General features: G+C 55.4%; 23 protein-coding genes. 7 read left to right on the top strand and 16 right to left on the bottom strand.

Annotated elements, in window-relative coordinates; genetic code table 11:
- Positions 1-15: 15 nt before the first annotated feature.
- From AC2GXZ_RS05885 to AC2GXZ_RS05875, 3 genes are all read left to right on the top strand, one after another.
- Positions 16-510 (top strand): hypothetical protein, encoded by a 495-nt coding sequence (locus AC2GXZ_RS05885; protein ID WP_483758160.1) that lies wholly within the window; start codon positions 16-18, stop codon positions 508-510.
- An 11-nt stretch (positions 511-521) separates the two neighbouring features.
- The gene (locus AC2GXZ_RS05880) at positions 522-923 is read left to right on the top strand and encodes a hypothetical protein (RefSeq protein WP_483758159.1); all 402 of its coding nucleotides are present in this window, start codon (positions 522-524) and stop codon (positions 921-923) included.
- A gap of 93 nt (positions 924-1,016) precedes the next feature.
- Positions 1,017-1,535, top strand: a complete 519-nt coding sequence (locus AC2GXZ_RS05875) for a DUF6932 family protein (protein WP_483758158.1) — start codon at positions 1,017-1,019, stop codon at positions 1,533-1,535.
- Between the two features lie 138 nt (positions 1,536-1,673).
- Here AC2GXZ_RS05875 and AC2GXZ_RS05870 read toward each other — a convergent pair whose 3' ends face one another.
- Positions 1,674-1,895 carry a hypothetical protein gene (locus AC2GXZ_RS05870; RefSeq protein ID WP_483758157.1) on the bottom strand — a complete coding sequence of 74 codons (222 nt, stop codon included), beginning with the start codon at positions 1,893-1,895 and terminating at the stop codon, positions 1,674-1,676.
- A gap of 185 nt (positions 1,896-2,080) precedes the next feature.
- Here AC2GXZ_RS05870 and AC2GXZ_RS05865 point away from each other — a divergent pair, with 185 nt between their 5' ends.
- Both AC2GXZ_RS05865 and AC2GXZ_RS05860 read left to right on the top strand, forming a co-directional pair.
- A complete protein-coding gene (locus AC2GXZ_RS05865; protein WP_483758156.1) occupies positions 2,081-3,001 on the top strand; it encodes a recombinase family protein in 921 nt (306 codons plus the stop codon).
- A 489-nt stretch (positions 3,002-3,490) separates the two neighbouring features.
- A complete protein-coding gene (locus tag AC2GXZ_RS05860; protein WP_483758155.1) occupies positions 3,491-4,150 on the top strand; it encodes a hypothetical protein in 660 nt (219 codons plus the stop codon).
- Between the two features lie 45 nt (positions 4,151-4,195).
- On the opposite strand, the gene actP is transcribed toward AC2GXZ_RS05860, so the two are convergent.
- From actP to AC2GXZ_RS05805, 11 genes are read right to left on the bottom strand one after another with little or no spacing between them, the layout of a single operon-like run.
- Positions 4,196-5,851 carry a cation/acetate symporter ActP gene (gene actP, locus AC2GXZ_RS05855; protein ID WP_483758154.1) on the bottom strand — a complete coding sequence of 552 codons (1,656 nt, stop codon included), beginning with the start codon at positions 5,849-5,851 and terminating at the stop codon, positions 4,196-4,198.
- On the bottom strand, positions 5,848-6,162 hold the full coding sequence (locus AC2GXZ_RS05850) for a DUF485 domain-containing protein (protein WP_483758153.1): 315 nt from the start codon (positions 6,160-6,162) through the stop codon (positions 5,848-5,850). Before AC2GXZ_RS05850 ends, actP begins: the two co-directional genes overlap by 4 nt.
- Positions 6,163-6,184: 22 nt before the next feature.
- Complete coding sequence (locus AC2GXZ_RS05845) at positions 6,185-6,592, bottom strand: cupin domain-containing protein (protein ID WP_483758283.1); 408 nt, start codon at positions 6,590-6,592, stop codon at positions 6,185-6,187.
- A 23-nt stretch (positions 6,593-6,615) separates the two neighbouring features.
- Positions 6,616-7,842, bottom strand: a complete 1,227-nt coding sequence (locus AC2GXZ_RS05840; RefSeq protein ID WP_483758152.1) for an FAD binding domain-containing protein — start codon at positions 7,840-7,842, stop codon at positions 6,616-6,618.
- A gap of 29 nt (positions 7,843-7,871) precedes the next feature.
- The gene (locus tag AC2GXZ_RS05835; protein WP_483758151.1) at positions 7,872-8,597 is read right to left on the bottom strand and encodes an ABC transporter ATP-binding protein; all 726 of its coding nucleotides are present in this window, start codon (positions 8,595-8,597) and stop codon (positions 7,872-7,874) included.
- The gene (locus AC2GXZ_RS05830) at positions 8,587-9,324 is read right to left on the bottom strand and encodes an ABC transporter ATP-binding protein (RefSeq protein WP_483758150.1); all 738 of its coding nucleotides are present in this window, start codon (positions 9,322-9,324) and stop codon (positions 8,587-8,589) included. The genes AC2GXZ_RS05835 and AC2GXZ_RS05830 overlap by 11 nt, the downstream gene beginning before the upstream one ends.
- Positions 9,324-10,301 (bottom strand): branched-chain amino acid ABC transporter permease, encoded by a 978-nt coding sequence (locus AC2GXZ_RS05825; RefSeq protein WP_483758149.1) that lies wholly within the window; start codon positions 10,299-10,301, stop codon positions 9,324-9,326. The genes AC2GXZ_RS05830 and AC2GXZ_RS05825 overlap by 1 nt, the downstream gene beginning before the upstream one ends.
- On the bottom strand, positions 10,298-11,149 hold the full coding sequence (locus AC2GXZ_RS05820) for a branched-chain amino acid ABC transporter permease (protein ID WP_483758148.1): 852 nt from the start codon (positions 11,147-11,149) through the stop codon (positions 10,298-10,300). Before AC2GXZ_RS05820 ends, AC2GXZ_RS05825 begins: the two co-directional genes overlap by 4 nt.
- A gap of 30 nt (positions 11,150-11,179) precedes the next feature.
- Complete coding sequence (locus AC2GXZ_RS05815) at positions 11,180-12,712, bottom strand: aldehyde dehydrogenase (RefSeq protein WP_483758282.1); 1,533 nt, start codon at positions 12,710-12,712, stop codon at positions 11,180-11,182.
- Positions 12,702-13,712: an amidohydrolase family protein gene (locus AC2GXZ_RS05810; protein WP_483758147.1), complete on the bottom strand. Its 1,011-nt coding sequence runs from the start codon at positions 13,710-13,712 to the stop codon at positions 12,702-12,704. The genes AC2GXZ_RS05815 and AC2GXZ_RS05810 overlap by 11 nt, the downstream gene beginning before the upstream one ends.
- Before the next feature lie 34 nt (positions 13,713-13,746).
- Positions 13,747-14,976 (bottom strand): ABC transporter substrate-binding protein, encoded by a 1,230-nt coding sequence (locus tag AC2GXZ_RS05805; protein ID WP_483758146.1) that lies wholly within the window; start codon positions 14,974-14,976, stop codon positions 13,747-13,749.
- Between the two features lie 195 nt (positions 14,977-15,171).
- On the opposite strand from AC2GXZ_RS05805, the gene AC2GXZ_RS05800 reads away from it, so the two are divergent.
- Positions 15,172-15,774: a TetR/AcrR family transcriptional regulator gene (locus tag AC2GXZ_RS05800; RefSeq protein WP_483758281.1), complete on the top strand. Its 603-nt coding sequence runs from the start codon at positions 15,172-15,174 to the stop codon at positions 15,772-15,774.
- Between the two features lie 227 nt (positions 15,775-16,001).
- Here the strand turns inward: AC2GXZ_RS05800 and AC2GXZ_RS05795 are convergent, their stop codons facing one another.
- Entirely contained in the window at positions 16,002-16,379 is a 378-nt protein-coding gene (locus tag AC2GXZ_RS05795) for a response regulator transcription factor (RefSeq protein ID WP_483758145.1), read from the bottom strand.
- Positions 16,380-16,583: 204 nt separating this feature from the next.
- Here AC2GXZ_RS05795 and AC2GXZ_RS05790 point away from each other — a divergent pair, with 204 nt between their 5' ends.
- Positions 16,584-16,979 carry a limonene-1,2-epoxide hydrolase family protein gene (locus AC2GXZ_RS05790; RefSeq protein WP_483758144.1) on the top strand — a complete coding sequence of 132 codons (396 nt, stop codon included), beginning with the start codon at positions 16,584-16,586 and terminating at the stop codon, positions 16,977-16,979.
- 16 nt (positions 16,980-16,995) lie between these two features.
- Here the strand turns inward: AC2GXZ_RS05790 and AC2GXZ_RS05785 are convergent, their stop codons facing one another.
- The 3 genes from AC2GXZ_RS05785 to AC2GXZ_RS05775 all read right to left on the bottom strand — a co-directional run bounded on the left by AC2GXZ_RS05785 (position 16,996) and on the right by AC2GXZ_RS05775 (position 18,903).
- Positions 16,996-17,646: a response regulator transcription factor gene (locus tag AC2GXZ_RS05785; RefSeq protein ID WP_483758143.1), complete on the bottom strand. Its 651-nt coding sequence runs from the start codon at positions 17,644-17,646 to the stop codon at positions 16,996-16,998.
- Between the two features lie 11 nt (positions 17,647-17,657).
- Positions 17,658-18,209 carry a TetR/AcrR family transcriptional regulator gene (locus AC2GXZ_RS05780; protein WP_483758142.1) on the bottom strand — a complete coding sequence of 184 codons (552 nt, stop codon included), beginning with the start codon at positions 18,207-18,209 and terminating at the stop codon, positions 17,658-17,660.
- 319 nt (positions 18,210-18,528) lie between these two features.
- The gene (locus AC2GXZ_RS05775; RefSeq protein WP_483758141.1) at positions 18,529-18,903 is read right to left on the bottom strand and encodes a response regulator transcription factor; all 375 of its coding nucleotides are present in this window, start codon (positions 18,901-18,903) and stop codon (positions 18,529-18,531) included.
- Positions 18,904-18,994: the final 91 nt, after the last annotated feature.

Here is an 18,994-nt window from a genome sequence, read left to right as displayed (position 1 = left end):
GTTAAGGAGACAGGCGTGAGCGATAACGTAGTATCAGTGATGACGTACAAATCAGTGGAAACGATCTTGGACGTTGGTGGAACGCAGTCGTGGTCAATGTCTCGCGAGAGAGCAATGGGCTGCAGGTATGCGGTCGTCTGCCGCAATGCGTATCACCCCGAAGTCGAAGGGCGGGAAGCGCATCATTCGGCATTTATGGTCGGAAAGGTACTGGATGTCGTGCCCTCAACTGAAACGGAAGGCCGTTGGCTTATCCTATTCAGTGAATACGCTCTGGTGAACGTCGCTGAGCAGTTTGAAGGGCGCAACCCTGTGCGCTTTTGGACGACTGACGACTATGAGAAGGACATAAACTTCGACGCGCTCGACTACAAACCGATGCCCAAACTTGAAGATCGTCCTGTCCCTCCGAAACAAAACCCAGGAATGAGTATCGCTGAAGCAAAGGCTGCCTTGAGCATACGTTACGAAGTCGATCCGTCGAACATCGACATCATCATTCGCGGTTGAAGGAAATAATCATGCCAGTTAGATTTTTGCGCATTATCGCACGCTGCGAAGAAGACCTCGATTACCCCATCTACATCGATGCGCCGGTAGACGAGGCCGGAATGATCCTTACGAAGAGTTGGTTGTTCGGATGTATGGGCAAGTCACTCGGAGACCGTCTAAACCCATTCATCGGTCGCTTGGATAAAGATGAGCCTTCACCTCGCTTTCCGTTTTTGCTCGACTTTGGTACTGACTTTCCCGACGCCGACCGGTTCTACTGGACGAACCTGACTCTCAAGAAAGTTCGCAAGGGTGAGCAGTTCACCATCCGTAGGCCTTCGGAAGGAGAAGAGTCGGGGTTCGGTGAATTTATCTACGAGATAAGGGATTTGATCGATATGGTGCTGCAACAACCAATCGACGCCATTTGAAGGCGGCAGACGGTCGGACTATCGGACCACTGGCTTCGGTAGTCCGAAAAGAAGCGCAGTGATGCATGGGACGCGGTGGCCCAACAGCGACTTATGTTCACGACCGATGCGGCGGACCATGTAGACAAATTCGGGGTAGTACCTAACGTCGAAGACCTCGCCGACTTTTCCGGCCCCTTCTTTCCCGGTATTATCGCCCTTATGGACCTCGCCGCATTTTCCACCGCCTATGGCTTCAATGACCGCCGTAAATATCTAATCGATCTCCTGACAGCCGAGCTAGACGCGATACGCGCAAAAGGGTGGCAGGTGCGATGCTATGTGTTCGGTTCTTTCGTGCGCGTACCGCTGAAGGAAAAGCCAGGCGACATTGACTGCCTTTTCGCTATCTCCAAGCCATTCGATGATCAACGTTGGTATCGACGGGACACGACAGGCGAAATCCATATTAAGCACAATGTGCTGTCAGCGAATTTCGGGACGCCCGATGAGCTACGGCCCTGCAATTCAGTTGGCGAAATGATCGCCATTTTCAATCAGGGATGCGCCTTGACTGGCGAGGAAGCCCATATCGATGGTGATGGGTCCGACCTGGTAGAGGTTTGGCTTTAGCGGCAACGAGGGATTCCCCCTCAGAGACCGAAATGGCGAGAGACTGGATCGGTCATGATGGCCAGTATTCCCGGCAGGCCCCTCCATTTTCCGAAACAGCGGCACCGTCGACATCATTGGCTCTCACTTGCTGGTTTATCACTTCACTCTTAGATAGGGAGCCATGCGATTTTCCAGGAAGTTGACGATCTCAATCTCCTCCTCCGACGTCATCTCTGCAAAACGACCTCCTGCTTCTTTCATTGCTTCGCGAAAACGCTCAACTGAGACGCCAGTCTGATCAGACGATCCGCGACGAGATTGTTTACTGATAGGCTGGGAGATCGACGCACCAGCGAGGACCGGTTTTCCTTTTATCATTTGAATTTGCCTGATCACCTTCGCGCAATTGTCCGGCGCTATTAATAGGACTGTCAAGCCTCTCCAATCTGACAGCATCCCCATTCACGCCTCGACGAAACTTTTGATGGTTGCAGAGATGGACAGACCCTTGAGCAAATACGCGCCATGATACCTTTGCCTGCCATAATTATCGGGAGGCCAATATGTGCAAGAGGGTGGTCATTTACGCGCGGTATTCAACAGATCAACAGAACCCAGCTTCAATCGAAACCCAGCTTGATCTGGGGACTTCATTTGTTGTGGAGCGCGGTTGGAAGCTGAGCGGGACATACGTTGATGCTGGCATCAGTGGCGCTAGTTTCGAAACACGGCCGGGCCTTCAGGCTGCGCTGAAAGGAGCGCGAGAAGGAGCGTATGATGTCTTCCTTTGCCTTACGCTCGACCGGCTGTCGCGAGACCTGGAACACAGCGCTAAAGTCTTGAAGCTGCTCCACTTCCACGACATTGAACTTTGGACCGTGCATGGTGGCTCTCAGGTGTCAGCCATGGAACTTGGCCTGAGGGCGGTCCTGAATAGCGAGATGCTGGAGCAGGTTCGATACCGAACCAGAGAAGGCATGAAAACCGTCGCGAAGACGGGCCGAGTTCCCGGCGGCATTTGTTACGGCTATTCGATCAAGAAGATGATGGGGACGGACGGGGAACCGATCCGTGGCCTGAGAGATATCATTACAGACGAGGCGGCCGTAATCGTGTGGATATTTAAGCAATACGTGAAGGGCCTGAGCCCCGATGCTATCGCAAAAACCCTCAACAGTCAGGGTGTACCAGGTCCTCGCGGGCAAACATGGAGAGGAACGACAATCAGGGGGCATCGGCGAAGAGGAAGCGGGATTCTGAATAACCAGTTGTACATCGGTCGCTTGGTTTTCAACAGGCTGGTATATCGGAAGAACCCAGTTAGCGAACGCCGGGTCTCTCGGCTCAATTCCCCAGAGCAGCACATTATTCAAGAGGTTCCCACGCTTCGCATCGTCTCCGACTCTCTCTGGAGAAAAGCGAAACGGCGGCAAGGGTCACCTCGACAGCGTACAACAACGTCCGGCCAAACATCTAATCCATAAAGTAGCCCGGACTATACGCAGGTATGCTGTTTTAAGCTGGAGGCTTTTCGTAACCTTGCACTGGAAAGCGGACCTGATCTGGGCCGCCTGATCTAAACGGGAACGAGGCTTCAGATGTCTTTCACGCCGGAACCAGAGCGGAAGCCCCCCGACCACGTCCTGAAACTTGGAAGAGCCTCATTTGCGACAGGTCTCAGGCCACATATACCTTTGGTTCGCCTTTCGCAGACGTCCGTCATCAAGTCCGAAACAGTGACCGGCATCTCTTCCAGAACCGCAACTTGGGGAGTGCACCCTCCCCCGACCTGACGGTATCGGAAGCCTGCGTTGATGCGCTCATCTCTCTGATGAATAACGCAGATAACGTCGATCCCAGGTCGTTCGCTCAGCTGCTTCAAAGTGCATCCAGGGTCCTTGGTTTCGAGAAGCGTCACGCTACGGGCTCAAATCCAGAAAATTGAACTGGTCTTCGAAAAAAGGAAGGTCATCATGCCTCTTACTGAGTACCGCGAATATGTTGACAAACTTCGGGAAACGCTCTCCCGACAACGATCTGCTTCTGGATCGGAAGGCTCGGCCCAAATTACGATCTGTCGCAATGGTTACGGATACCGAAGCTTGGAGAAGTTCGGCGACGTCCCTCACCGGCGCTGTTGGAAAGGTCCCTTGAAGGGAGATCACTGGTCAATTGATGCAGGCGAAGAGGCAGAGGCAGAGATGCAGCGCTTTTTCGCTCTTCCAAGGATCGTGGCCTATTCGGATCATGCACTGGAAAAAGATCGCGATCCTCTTTCAAGATCGCACTGGGACGCAACCATCGCCCTGATTGAACTTACTTTTCCCATTGAAGGCGTGGCTTGGCGACAGAAGATGTTGTTTGCGGGATTTGAGGACGAAGTTCATGCCGATTTCTCGGTCGCGTTCGAGCAAGACATCATGGTCCGCGACCATGAAACTGGATCGCATTTTTTCGAATGGCGGACGGTCGAAGACGCAGATCGCAAGTCGGGAGCTACGGAGTTCGAGCCATCAGTCGCGCTCGGGGTGCTCCCGGCGACCAAAACGGAAGAGAAACCAAAAGGCTTCTGGAACCGTATGGGAAGTTTGAGAAAACCCGGTTTTCCATCCCGCGACCACGGTCATCTGTGATCACCTGTGGCGTGTAACGCCACAGGTGTCCGTTTGACGATAGATTCACACTAGGTCAGACCGTAGACCGGTATGTGCAGTCACATACTGGGCATTGAATGCTCCCCTAGCCTTCACAGCGTTTTCGCTACGATCCGTAATTGACACGACTATTGTCACCAGAAACGCTAGCGGCACAGAAAACAGCGCTGGGTTGTCGTAAGGGAACGGTGCGACGCCCAGTCCAAGGACCGTTGTCCAGACACCCGGTCCGAGCGTCATCATCCCTAATGCGCAGACCAGACCTGTTACCGATCCGACAACAGCTCCCCGCGTCGTCAACCCTCTCCAGGTCACAGACAGCAAGATGACCGGAAAGTTGGCGCTCGCTGCGATTGCGAAAACAAGTCCGACCATGAAGGCGATGTTCTGGTTCTCGAACAGGATGCCCAGGATAATTGCCATAACACTGATCACGGCGGCGGACAGCTTGGATGCCAGGATTTCAGTGCGTTCAGAGACCCGACCTCTGAGAATGGCCCTTGCAAACAGGTCATGACCTGCAGCCGACGCGCCTGCCATGGTGAGTCCGGAGACTACTGCCAGGATCGTCGCGAACGCTACCGCAGAGATGAAGCCCATCAAAACCGAGCCACCGAGCTTGTCCGAGAGGTGGATCGCGATCATGTTGGTACCGCCGATGATCTTCCCTGCAGCATCTTGATAGGTCGCATCGCCTGTCAGCAGTGCAATCGCCCCAAATCCCAGGATGAAGAGTAGCGTGTAGAACACAGTGATGAAGCCGGTTGCGACGAGAACGGAAACACGGGCCTGCTGAGCGTCAGTCACGGTGAAGAAGCGCATCAAGATGTGTGGCAACCCTGCTGTACCGAAGATGAGTGCCATTCCGAGCGATATCGCTGAGATCGGGTCTTTCACCAGGCCGCCCGGTCCAATGATCGCCGCACCCTTTGGATGGACCGAAACGGCATGTGCGAACAGTTCGCTGACGCTGAAGCCATATTGTGCCAGGATCAAAACTGACATGAGCGTTGCGCCGGACAAGAGCAGAACCGCCTTTGTGATCTGCACCCATGTCGTTGCGAGCATCCCGCCGAAGGTGACATACAGCATCATCAGGAACCCGACGACGACCACCGCTACCCAGTAAGGCAGACCAAACAGCAGCTCGATCAGCTTCCCTGCCCCGACCATCTGCGCAATCAGGTAGAAGAGAACGATGACCAGCGTGTTGATACCTGCGACCGTCCGAATCGGGCGCTCGGAAAGCCGATAGGCGGCAAGGTCGGCAAAAGTGTATCGACCCAAGTTCCGGAGCGGTTCGGCGACGAGGAACAGGATCATCGGAAAACCGACGAGGAAGCCGATGGCGTAGATCATGCCGTCGTAGCCAGCGCCATAGACCAGAGCCGTCACACCCAAAAAGGTGGCCGCCGAGGTGTAGTCACCGGCAATTGCCAAACCGTTCTGAATGCCACCAAGCCCACCACCCGCCGCATAAAAGTCCTTTGCTGTTCGGGTACCGCGACGCGCGGCCCAGACCGTCAGCACTAGGCTTGCTGCAACGAACAGCAGAAACATCCCGATAGCAACGGGGTTGATACCCTGCCGGACAACCTCACCCGTCAACGCATCGGCAAAGGCAGCAGTTGGCGCAAGGAGCGAGATGCAAACTAGGGTGACGCTTGAAGTCGTCCTCATTGAACGGTTTCCCTTACGGCTTTGACCATCCCGTCAAGACGCGAGCTGGCATAGAAAACATAGATGGCGGTCAGAATAAAACCCGACGCCATCACCGCGACACCGACAACGATCCCGATACTAATCGATGAGCCATTGGCTATTGGTCGTGCGAGCGTGGCCGGTGAAAACGCGACCATGCAGATGAAAGTGAAGTAGATGGCGGCCATGATGACCGCCAATCCATTGCCCAGTTTGTTACGCGCAGCACTCAATTTGCGAAAATCACTGCGCGATGCGATAGCGTCGAGGTCCAGGGGACGATTGTCCATATGAAGTCCTGTCCGTAATTAATCAGACGGCCAAGGGAGCGTTTTCGCTGTCCTTGAACTCGACGGTTGTGAAAATCAGATCGGTTTCACCGACGTTTTTCAGGTCGTGGATCATGTATTCGCCACGACCATAGTGGTGATGTTTGGTATCACCGGGCTCATATGTGGCCTCTGCAACCCGTCCATCGCAATAATGCGATATCGCCTTGCCACCGGTAACGGCGGTCCAAAAGTAGTCGAGCACATGGGTGTGGAACCCGATGCGCTCACCCGGTTTCAATGTCAGAGACCAGACCCGGACCCTTTCGGTTTCCGACACCAGTTTGCTGCCAACTCGGCCATTGCCTTTGTGTTCGAGGAATTCACTTGCTCTTGCCGGGTCCAGGGCCTCTGGTGCTTCCGGCCAGCGGTCGAATACATAATCACCCATGATCATCACTCCTTGCGCGTTGGTTAGGCGGCGATACCGGTCGCCACAGCCGTTTCAGTCATGACGGCGTCGGGCTGACGGTGACGTTCGGCCATCGCCCGCTCCTCTTCCGTGGAAATCTGCGCTTGCATGTAAGCGCCCAAATGGCGGGCTCGGCGGATCACTGCAGCGCCAAACGCCAGGCGAGCTTTCTCGAAGCGTTCGAGGGATGCGAGTATTGTCTCTCCAGCCCCCAATTCTTCGGCAAGAACGAACGCATCGGCCGCAGCCTTCGTGACACCCATGCCGACATGAGGACGAGCTACAAAAGCGGCATCACCAATCAGCGCAATGTTCTTGCCGATCAACATGCGCGGCGTTTCAAGGTCCTGGATCGCCTGGATGAAAGGCTGCTGCGTATTTCTAACGACCTCAGCGAATTGCGGAGAGAGCGTGCGCTCTGCCGCATCCCTCATTTCGGCGATAACTTCGGGCCTGATCTTGTTCGGCGGGATCGAGAGGGCGTGCGTGACGCCATCAATGTCCGTAAGTATGGACTTCAGAGCGCCATCCTGTGCGGCCGGACGATACCAAACGAAATTGAACCGGCGTTTTCCAACCTCTGTCGATTCATCTGCACCGGCAACCGGGTAACCCAGCATCTGCTCGCCAGTGGGTAGTGAGAAGGAAAAGTGGTCGAACAAGGCGTCGACAGTGGATGCCGACAATTCCTTCTCTTCGACGAGGCCACGCCAAGCGATATAGCCGACGTAGTTTGGCATTGCTTCCGGCAGGTATTGCAGGCGAACTGCCGAAAAGATGCCGTCGGCTCCGACCAGTAGGTCACCCGTGGCCGTGGTGCCGTCCTCGAAGTGCGCTGTAACCTCATCGTCCCGCTGCTCCACCCGAACAAGATTGTGTCCGTAAAAGTAACAATCGGAGGGCAGTGCGGCCTTCAAGATCGCATAGAGCTTGCCCCAGGAGGTCAGAACTTGGGGAAGCCCCTGTTCTCCCAAAAGATCACCGTTGGGGCCGAAAACACGCCTACCCAGGACACTAACGCCGAGATCAGCAGGCTGGCAATTTATGCCGCATGCTTCCAGGACGTCGAACAGCTCCTGATGAGTGACAATTCCCGCTCCCCGCCCTGCCAGCTCCGACGAAATCCGCTCATGCACGGACACCGACCAGCCTTTGCGGGACAGGAGATGGGCCGCGAACAGGCCTGCCATTGACCCACCGATTATGATCGCTTTTTTCCTGACGCTCATCGTTGTTCTCTCCACATTGCCAAGGCAGCTCAGTGCACGCCCAAGAGGCTTTCCAATAGTTGATGATTTTCGGCGATGGCGGCCGCGTTCTCGCGCAACACCACCTCGCCGGTCGAAATGATGACAACCTCATCAGCGAGCTTCAGCGCGAAGTTCGTGTGCTGTTCGACGAGGACGATAGTCAGACCGAGCGCCTTGAGCCGCGATATGATGGAGCCGACTTCAGCGACGATCTGTGGTGCGAGACCCTCGGTCGGCTCATCCATCAAGAGTACCGTCGGATTGGTCATCAGGGCACGGCCGATAGCAAGCATCTGCTGCTCGCCACCCGACATCAGACCTGCTGGATGCGACTTTCGTTCGCGAAGTCTCGGAAACAGACCGAAAACATCTTCCACCGTCCACTTCACGCGGTCGACGGGCGTGTGCCGCGATGCTGCTACGCTGAGATTTTCCGTAACCGTCAGAGACTTGAAAATCCGCCGACCTTGAGGAACGAGCGCAATTCCTGACCTGCAGATGGTTTCCGGGGAAGCGCCGCCAACGTCCCTACCCTCGACCGCTATATGACCCGACCGGGGCGTTAGCATCCCGGCTACGGAATTCATGCAGGTCGTCTTGCCTGCACCGTTTCGCCCGAGCAGGGCGAGGATGTTCCCCTTGGAGACACTGAAGGAGACGTCCTGCAGGATGTGGCTGTCGCCGTAATAGCTGTTGACGCCACTCAAAACGAGCGCCTGGTTCTTATTGGGCAAGATAGGCCTCCTTTGTTCGAGGGTCCGAAATCACCTCGTCGCGAGTTCCATCGACCAAAAGCTTGCCGTTGTGCAGCAGCGCGATCCGCTCTGCGAAAGCCAAGGCCACATCCATGTCGTGCTCGATCATCAGGATGGTCAGATCGCGAGGTAAATCGGCGAGCAAGGCTTCGACCGATTTTCGCTCATCCTTGGACAAGCCTGCCAAGGGTTCATCCAGCAAAAGGAGGCTTGGCTTTTGTGCGAGCGCCATAGCGATTTCGAGCCGACGGCGCTCGCCGTATGAAGTCTCAGAGACCTGTCGGTACGCGATGTGGTCGAGATGAACCTGCTTCAGAATGGACTTGGCGAAGTCCTTCAGGTTCGCATCAGCATCCAAGCGCAGATGAGGCATCCACTTCATGCGCGAACGACCGAGCGCGGCCAGCATCACGTTGCGGATCAACGTTTCTTTCGGAAACAGCGTCAGGATTTGGAAGGTCCTGCCTATACCGAATGCAGCCCGACGGTGGGTCGGTAACCCAGACAAGTCCTCGCCGGAAAGAACAATCCGGCCATTGGTTGGCCGCAAGTCGCCTGCAATCAAGTTGAAAAGCGTAGTCTTTCCTGCACCATTTGGTCCAAGGATCAAGCGACGCTCGCCTGGCATTACAGAAAACGAAATTCCCTGGATGACATGGAGGCCACCAAAGCTCTTTGCGAGATCGATCACTTCAAGCGCGGCCATCAGCGTGCCTCCCTCGATTTGCCGACGTATGGGTCCGGTGATGCGGATCGGTCAGCGACTATCGGCATCACGCGCTTCGCCAGCCGCTTGATACCGGGCAGCAACCCGTCAGGCATGGCGAGGATGATGAACAGGAACACCAGCCCAAGCAGTGTCGGCCAACGGTCGGTGTAGGCACTGGCAACATTCTTGAGCAGGACGACGATCCCTGCTCCGAGCACTGGTCCGAAAAGGGTACCGATACCGCCCGAGATGACCATCAAGACCGCCTCGGACGAGGCCGTAAGCGATAGAGCGTGCGGGCTGATGAATTGAAAAATCTGGACGTACAGGATGCCCGCTATGGCGGCGACGACGCCAGAGATGATGTAGGCGATGTAGCGGATCGCCCAGGTATTGTAGCCGAGCGTGCTCATGCGCCGAGGCTGATCCCGGACGCCGTTCAGTGATGCCCCAAGCGGGGACCGGATGAAGATCGCGAGCCCGGTAATAACGACCGCAAGAACTGCGAGACTGAGGTAATAGCGCCCGATCACGGTTGTCGCGAGAAGCGATTCCGAAGGTAGGCTGATCCCGTTGTCTCCGTTTGTGAGAGCCGTGTACCGGAAAGCCACTCCCCAAACGATCTGGCCAAGGGCGAGTGTGATCATAAGAAAACTCAGCCCTTTGGTTCGAAGAGCTATCACGCCAAAGATCGCTGCTGCCCCTGCTCCGATAACGACGGTCGCAACCACCGCCAAAGCGGGTGTGACCCCATAGGTGACGGTCAAAATGGCATAGGAATAGGCAGCGATACCAAGGAAGCCTGCGTGCCCGAGGGAGACCATGCCTCCGAACCCGGCGAGAATATTGACGCTGACGGCGAAGAGGCCAAAGACCAGTATCTGAGTAGCGATTCCGAGATAGAATTGTCCCGGCAACGCGAACGGTACGATAATTCCGATCACCAGAGCGGCGAGAGGTGCGAGACGGTTCATGCTTGCATCCTCCCCATCAAACCTTCCGGACGAACCGCAAGAACGATCACCATGGGAAGGAAGAGGATTACGTAGGAGAGATCAGGAAGCAGTATCTGGCCAAACGTGTAGATGATGCCGATCAGAATGCTGCCGACAAGCGAACCCATAAGACTGCCGATACCGCCGAGAATGACGACAAGCAAAGCAAGTGGAAGCATCTCGCTATCGAGTCCCGGATAGACCGACATGATGGGAGCAGCCAACGCACCGCCAGCACCAGCAAGCGCAGAGCCAAGGCAGAACACTGTGGTGAACAGCCAGCCAACAGGGATACCGACAGCGCGTGCCATCTCACGATCATCGACGGCGGCACGTATGCGTGCCCCCAGCAATGTGCGCTCGACGACGAACCACAGGGCAATGGCGATGGCCGCCGCGACGCCGATTATAAAAAGGCGATAAAGCGGGAAAGCGAAGTATCCAAAACGCGCCACCCCTCTCAGGAAGCCTGGCGCAGAAACGGCAATCGGGTCTCCACCCCATACCAGGAAACACTGGTCAGCGATGATGAACGCGAGGCCCAATGTCGCCAACACTTGTGCCAGTTCACGACCCGCAAGCCGTTGAACAAGCAGGTACTGGATGGCGGCCCCGAGAGCAGCGCAGGCTGCAGCGGACATGAGAACTGCTGTCAAAAACCCGAAATGGATGGTCGACGACGCGACATAGCCGCCGAGCATGAAGACCGCCCCATGCGTCAGATTAGCGACGCGCATCAGCCCGAAGATGAGCGAAAAGCCTGCCGCGAGCACAAAGAGGATAGCCGCGAAGGCTAGGCTGTTGAACAGCCCAGTTACCCAGAACATTGGATGAAACTCCTTTTGGTGGAGTTCGGCTCAGTTGAGCCGAACTTCTCGCGCAGCCATGTCGTACCAATCGAACGGCTGGTCACCGACGTTGACCATGACGGCCTTGACGTCGAAGTAGGCGTCAAACGCCTCTTTGCCGAACTCTCGGCCCGTTCCGGAAAGCTTGAAGCCGCCCCATGGGGAGGCTGCGTCGACGCGATGGTGATCATTGACCCAGATGATCCCAGCCTCAATGCTGTCCGCCAGGCGATGAGCCCTTGCCACATCGCGGGTGCGGATAGCTGCGGCCAAACCATAGGGACTGTCATTCGCCAGACGAACCGCCTCGGCTTCATCGTCGAAGGGCGTCACAACCGTGAAAGGACCGAACACCTCTTCCTGGAAGATGCGCATATCCGGAGTGACATCAGCGAAGACCGTCGGTTCAACATAAAAACCGGCGCTGTTGTCGAGGTATCCCGGAACCTGGCCGCCTGCTACAAGCCGCGCCCCCTCGCCTTTTCCGATTTCAACGTAGTCCAGCACGCGGCGGCGTTGGCGTTCGGAAATGACCGGACCCATTTGGGTGTCATGGCTCATCGGATCGCCGACACGGATCGACTTTGCCTTGGCGGCCAGCTTCTCAACGAACGTATCGTAGATCGACCGGTGTACGATGTGCCGAGCCGCGCAAACGCAAGTTTGGCCTGCGCCGACAAAAGCCCCAAACGCCGCGTAATTGACCGCCTGATCGACATCGTAATCATCGAACACGACGACGGGTGTTTTGCCGCCAAGCTCCAGCGTTTGCCGTGCGAAGTTCGCCGCAGCTGCTGCACCTGCCAACCGACCAGCTTCCGTCCCTCCGGTCAACACCAGCTTCCGTATTCCCTGATGTCCCGTAAGAGCCTTGCCGGTTACCGCGCCGTTGCCAGTCACGATGTTGAAAACACCCGGGGGCAGTCCGGCCTCTGTGAAGATTTCAGCGAGGCGCATCGTCGTCAGTGGCGTGTATTCCGAAGGCTTCACGACAGTCGTGCAGCCAGACGCAAAGGTCGGGGCCAGATTTCTGCAGGCGATAAGCAGCGGGTGGTTGAATGGCGTGATGTTGGCGACGACGCCAATCGGGACGCGCTTCGCGTAGGTTAGATAGTCGCCCTCGACAGGTATGAGGTCATCACGTTTTGCCAGCGCGAGACCGGCATTATACCGAAACAGGTCCGGCACGCGACCGAGCTGCGCCCGGGTCTCACGGATTGGGCGGCCGTTATTCAACGTCTCAAGATTATAGAGTTCGTCGAGATGCGCCTCCATGACGTCCGCGAGCTTGTTGATCAGCTTTGCCCGCGTCCGGATGGACATCCTGGCCCAATCCGACGACCGAAAGGCTTTGTTGGCGCTTTTGACGGCGAGATCGACGTCGGTTTCGCTCGCGACCGCTACTCTTTCAATAAGCTCGCCGGTCGAGGGAGAAATGATCTCCATGACTTGATCACTCGATGGCGCACGAAACGCACCGTCGATATATAGACCCCGTGTAACGGGGTCGCCAGTTGCCTTCAGGAGCGAGTTAACCTGCATTCTGAATTCTCCTTGCACTCTCGGTCGTGCACAGACGGATGGCGTTACCGCCGACGATTTTGTTGTGCTCATCAGCACTCAGACCGGCCTCACGCAGAGTGTCGAACGGTGTGAGGTCTGCCATATCGAAGGGGATGTCGGTGCCCATCAAGACGTGGTCCGCTCCCGCAAAATCAACGAGATAGCGAAGTGCTGCCGGATCGTGTGTGATGGTGTCGAAGTAGAACCGCTTCAACAGGTCTTTCGGGCTGACCTGCGTCGTCTTCGCCTCCGGACGGACCGTGGCACCGTGGACCAAGCGACCAATCTGATATGGTGCAAAGCCGCCAGCGTGCGAGAGGCAGATTTTGAGGCCAGGAATTTCTTCCATGACACCGCTGAAGATAAGGTGCGCTGCCATGACCGTGGTGTCGAGCGGGTTGCCGATCAGGTTCGTCAGGTAATAGGGCTCAAGCCCTGGTTTCGAGCCGAAGTAATATGGGTGCGTAAGTATGAAGACATCTCGTTCAGCCGCGTGCCGTAGAACGGACCGCAGAGATGGGTCTGCCAGCTGCACACCGTCGATGTGAGTGCCGATCATCACGGATCGGATACCCAGGACGTCGACGAGATAATCGATCTCTTTGATCGATGCCTCTGGTGATTGCATGGGCAGCGTACCCATGCCGATCAGTCGCTTAGGAGCAGACCTGACAAAGGCCGCGATCTCGTCATTGAGGGACCGGACAAACTCAGCGTTTTTCTCGCCGTTGATTCGATAGAAGAACAGCGTTGGAGAAGGTGAAATGACAGCGCGGTCGAAGCCGTGCTCGTCAAGCTTGCGAACCTTCTCTGCCGGATCGAGGAATTCCTTGAACATCGGGTAGGCGAACCCTTCCCGATGAACGAGCCGACCCAACTCACCGGCCTTGTCGACTGTGACGCCAAAGGTATCGGCGTCCGCCTGTAAAATGGAGACAATGGCTTGCGGGATGACGTGATTATGCGCGTCGACAATCATGCGACGGATATCCTTTCAGCGATTTCAGATGAGATCAGATTTTGGTCGGATCGTTACGCGAGTAGACCGGTTCCTTCAGGAACGTCTCTGGCGGGTAGGTCCAGAATTGCGTGACGTCGTCGTAGGTCTTGAGGACCTTGTTGACGAGACGCCCGTCCTGCCGCTCGACTTGCCGAATATAGATGTTCTGGACCGGGTTACCGTATTGATCCAGACGCCACGGCCCGCGCGGATCGTTCGCGACTTCGACCTTTTTCAGTGCCGCTAGAAGCGCGTTCTTGTCCTCGGCCTTGCCACCGATTGAAGTCAGCGCTTTCTCCAAAGCGAGGCCAGCCGAATATGAGCCGACTGAGTAGAAACCCGGATCGACACCCGTGACACCGCGAAGCGCAGCAACGAACTTCTTGTTTGCGTCGCTTTCAAGTGCGGCGGAATACCAACCGGCAGACACAATCCCCAACGCCTCGTCGCCCATGCTGTGAAGCACGCCCTCATCGACAGTGGTCATCGCACTGATGACCGGAATCTGGTCTTTTAGGCCGTATTCCGCATATTGACGTAGAAACCGCAGGCCATTTGCACCTGCGAAGGCCGCGAAAACCGCATCGACGCCAGCAAACTGCGAGATATACGATCCGTAATCGGCGGCATTCAATGGAGCCCAAAGCTTAAGGGAAACCGATCCGCCACTCGCCTCGAATGCCCGCTGAAATCCAGCAGTCTGCTCCTGCCCAAACGCAAAATCGTCTGCGATTGTGGCAATTGTCTTATATCCAAGCTCCTTGGCGGCATAATCACCCAGTGGGTGGCATGGCTGAGCTGATGTGGAAGACGTCCGGATGAACCAGGGATTCAATTTGCGTTGCGTCAGGTCTTCAGCCGCCGCCGAGCAGCAGATGAAGGGGACTTGGGCTTCCTGCAGGTAGTCATTGATGGCCAGAGCCTCGAAAGCGGCAACTGGCCCAACGATCATTTGAACACCGGACCGCTGAACGAGTTCCTGTGCCTTGGTCTTCGCCTGTGCGGGCTGACCGCCGGTATCCGCAACAATCAGTTCGACGTTGCGTCCAGCAAGGACGTTGCCGCGCTCTTTGAGAAAAAGATTGAAACCGTCCTCCATTTGACGGCCACCAGCTGCGAGAGCGCCTGACTTTACACTCAGCATTCCGATCTTGATAGGCGCGGCCTGAGACCAAGCTGGTCGGGCCAAATGTGCTGCAGCCAAAGCAGCAGTTACCTTAAGAAGTTGCCTTCTCCTCACCATGGGAATCCTCCAATTCCTATTTATCATCGGATAAATAATGCTGACGATTGAGGAACGTCAACCCTATATTTTTTGACGAGGAGTACGGAATATGTTGTAGATCAGCCAGAAACACTGAGATCGGCTTGATAATTCAGCGATAAATTAATTTCCGGAGGGATCGAGAAATTGTCTGAACCAACGCAAAAGCGCCGGATGGCTCCTGACGAAAGAGAGCAGGAGATCGTCAGAGGAGCGGTAGGGTTCTTTGCCGAATTTGGATTTGAGGGACAAACCCGTGAATTGGCTAAACGATTGGGAATTACGCAGCCCCTCCTCTACCGCTATTTTCCCAACAAGGAGGCGCTGGTCGAGCGAGTTTACCAGGAAATATTCATGCGGCGTTGGAACCCCTTCTGGGAGGAGATTGTGGCCGACCGCTCAAAGCCTTTGGAGGAACGTCTACAGGTTTTTTATCGCGATTACTCGCGTGCCATCGTTACCTATGAATGGGTTCGACTGTTCATGTTCTCCGGCCTGAAGGGCCTGGATTTTAACACGAGATACCTCGAACTTCTTCGCGGCCGGATATTCAATCTTATCGTCGAGGAATTACGGCAGGCACACGGGGGACCATCGCCCATTCAACACCCGCCAACTGCTATGGAGATCGAGGCGATTTGGGGCCTTCACGCCAGCATATTTTATCTGGGCGTCCGAAAGTTCATCTATAATCTGCCGGTCGAGGACATCCAGAAAGTTGTTGAAATGGAGGTTCGAGTGTTCCTGTCCGGCGTGGGGGCAGTTCTCGTCCGATAGTTTCCCATTACGACGAGTTCGAATGGCTCTGGCAAAATCGGGCCGTCTCGGAGGGGAGAGACGGCCCGTTGCGGAGCTTTGCGCTCCGCAATCGCTCGACGGTGGGCGTCGGCCTGATTGTCACCGCAAGGCTGGGAACGCGATGACGTTTTGAAGCTAGTCGATCCTCGCAGGGGCGAACATTGTACTCGGGTATAATGTCGGAGGTCCTTTTCGACAAATACCAGCTACTTGGTGATGACGGCTGTCAGGTGGGCTAGCAAATCATCTGGATCAAAAGGCTTTCGCAAAAGCGCTACGGCACCGGCATTAAACGCCGCCCTGACCATATGCGGGGTCGTGAAAGCAGAGATGAGAATAACCGGTGGCGGCTTTACCGCTAAAGCCAGCGTTTTCAACTTCAAAATCAGCTCAATCCCACTGAGTCCCGGCATGTTAACGTCGGAGATCAGACAGTCGCACGGCACTCCGACACCGGAGGCAAAAAAATCTTCGGCACACGAAAATAATGTCGTTCGGAAATCGAGGCTCCTAAGGAGGGCATCGACTGCCGTCCGTACACCGAGATCGTCGTCAATGACAACGATAAGCGGAGACGCGTTCAATTTGGGCGTTCCTCGATTGCGTTTTCGTTACGATAACGCCCGGTTGCTGATAGGCGCAATCATACCCGAGGGTTAGTCGCCTTGAGGAACTGCAGGTTGCACGATCATACGCGGGTATGAATTACGGCAGGTCATCGGTTCAGTTAGCTTTGCAAAATGAACCGGCTGGACCGGCTCAGAACGGTGCTCAGCAAAGGTAAGCATATGCCCAACGATCCGATCAGCCTTGCCAAAATCTTCTTTGACCACTGGAGCGCAAACGAGATCGACAAGGCGCTCGACATGCTCGATCCTGACGTCCTCTACGACAACGTCCCTTTTCCGAATATTGTTGGTCGCCAGGCTACCCGCGATTTCCATAGAAATTTCGGTATCGGCACCACCTTCACTGTCGATTGGCAAGTGACCAATATTGCCTCGGTAGAAAATGTGGTCCTTAACGAACGCATCGACATCTTCAACCACAAGGATGGTGGCAAGATCGTTTTGCCAGTTATGGGAACTCTGACCATCGAAAACGGGATGATATCCGTTTGGCGCGACTACTTCGATCCTGCCGATTTTGACCGGCAACTTACTCTCATCAGAGAGGGTCGCTGAGTACGTCGCCGACCCCTCAACGGTTCTTCAAATGAAGAATTTCTGCGAAATGAATGAACTCGGTGAGATTTTTTGCTCCGAGTTTCTTCATGCCATTGCCCCGGTGAATTTTGACGGTGATCTCGCTCAAATTCAGCGTGAAGGCGATTTGTTTGTTCATCTGCCCCCGCGCGACCTCCACCATCACCTCCTTTTCGCGAGGCGAAAGCGTTGCGAAGCGATCTTGAAGCTCACGATCATGTCCCTGCTTCTCCCGAAGGGACGCATCCTTTTCAAGCGCTGAAGCGACCGCATCAAGCATGTCCTGCTCGCGAAAGGGCTTTGGAAGAAAGTCGACCGCCCCTGCTTTCATGCCACGAACCGACATTGGGATATCGCCATGACCTGTCATCAGCACGATAGGCATCGTAACAGAAGCATCGCGAAGGTGTTGCTGGAAATCCAGGCCATTCATTCCCGGCAGGCGAACGTCAAGCACCAGGCATCCTGACGCTCTGCTTCGCCCGGAGGCTAGAAATTCCTGCGTATTCGCGAATTTGTAGACTTGATAGCCCACTGAGCGAAACAAGCTATCAAGGCCATCGCGCATACCCGCGTCATCATCAATGACGTGCACCGCAACTGCGCTCAGGTCATCAATCACAGACCTTCCTGTGGGACCAACCATCGGATTTTCCCTTATCGACTTTGTTGTGTAATGGAGTCCCATCCGGCCATCATGGTGGTGACCATGCAAAGCAGCGCTTCGCGGGGAGCGCCGTCTCTGGCTTGAACGGAGATGCCTTGCAGCATGGTGAGGTACCCTCTCGCAAGACTGGCGACATCGGTTCCAGGTGGGAACTCGCCAGTCTCCACCGCACCCTGAAATTTCTCTTTCAGCATCTGGTAAGTGCTTTCACGGCCCGCCTTTACCAATTCCGCAAGCTTCGGAGACTCGTCCTGGGTGACCATGGCCAAAGTCGACATGCAGCCAAGCGGCTGATTGGTGTCGGTGTAAGCTTCGACGGTGCATGTGAAGAGAGTTTCAACAGTCTGGCGTGCGGTCTTGGCTTCCATGACCTTCATCCAGATGGGCAAGCCTCGCGTTCGCGAGAAGTGCTCCAATGAGGCCTGATAAAGCGCTTCCTTGTTGCCAAAGGCCGCATACATCGATGGTGAGGTAATCCCCATGGCCGTGCATAGGTCTGCGACGGACGCACCCGTGAATCCACGTCGCCAAAACAGCTGCATCGCGACCTCTAGAGCTTCATCGCGATCAAAACTCCGTGTCCTACCCTTACCCAACCAGTCAGCCTTTTTGAGGTTGTCACATTTACGCTCGACTTATCTATGATGATCGTTATAGATAAAGACAGCGGGGCTGGGAAGCCTTTGTCGTCGAACTTTAAGATTGCCAACGGAACCCACTACGCTTCGCCTTAAGGCGCAGGCTTGCACCGACACAGGTCTTAAATCATTGCCCGACGAATACGTGGAACAAAAGCTCGCAACTTCGAAACTCTCACGCAGGCCTGTAAGTTCGGGTCGGGGCGGAAGACGCTCGAATATCCTATCGTGGAAGAGCATTTTCGATTGTATCGAGCAGACTCTCTCCGACAAAAGGTTTCTTCAATACGGCCATAGCACCAGCTTTTATGGCTGTAGCCCGTACTTGTTCATTGACATTAGCAGACATCAGAATGACCGGGCGAGTTGGATCATCCGCCATCAATCTTGCCGCGAGGGCAATGCCGTCCATGCCGGGCATATCGATATCGCTGATCACGCAACCGGCCAATCTCACCTCCCTGGAAGAGAGCAAAGGCTCGGCAGAACTGAATGTGACCGCTCGATAGCCACAACTTCTAATCAGGGCGTCGAGAGATACGCGCATCCCGTTGTCATCATCGACGATTGCGATAAGCGGCTCAGTAACAGGGGACAAAATCCCTCCAAAATCTCAGTCAGAAGCAAATTCTCACGAACGAATATAAGTCGTGTCGGGGATGCGACAACACTATACCGAGGGATGATCC

The organism is Aliirhizobium sp. YIM B11859, from assembly GCF_057163345.1.
The sequence above is the reverse complement of the archived record's forward strand: the minus strand, read 5'-3'. Positions and strand labels throughout refer to the sequence as shown.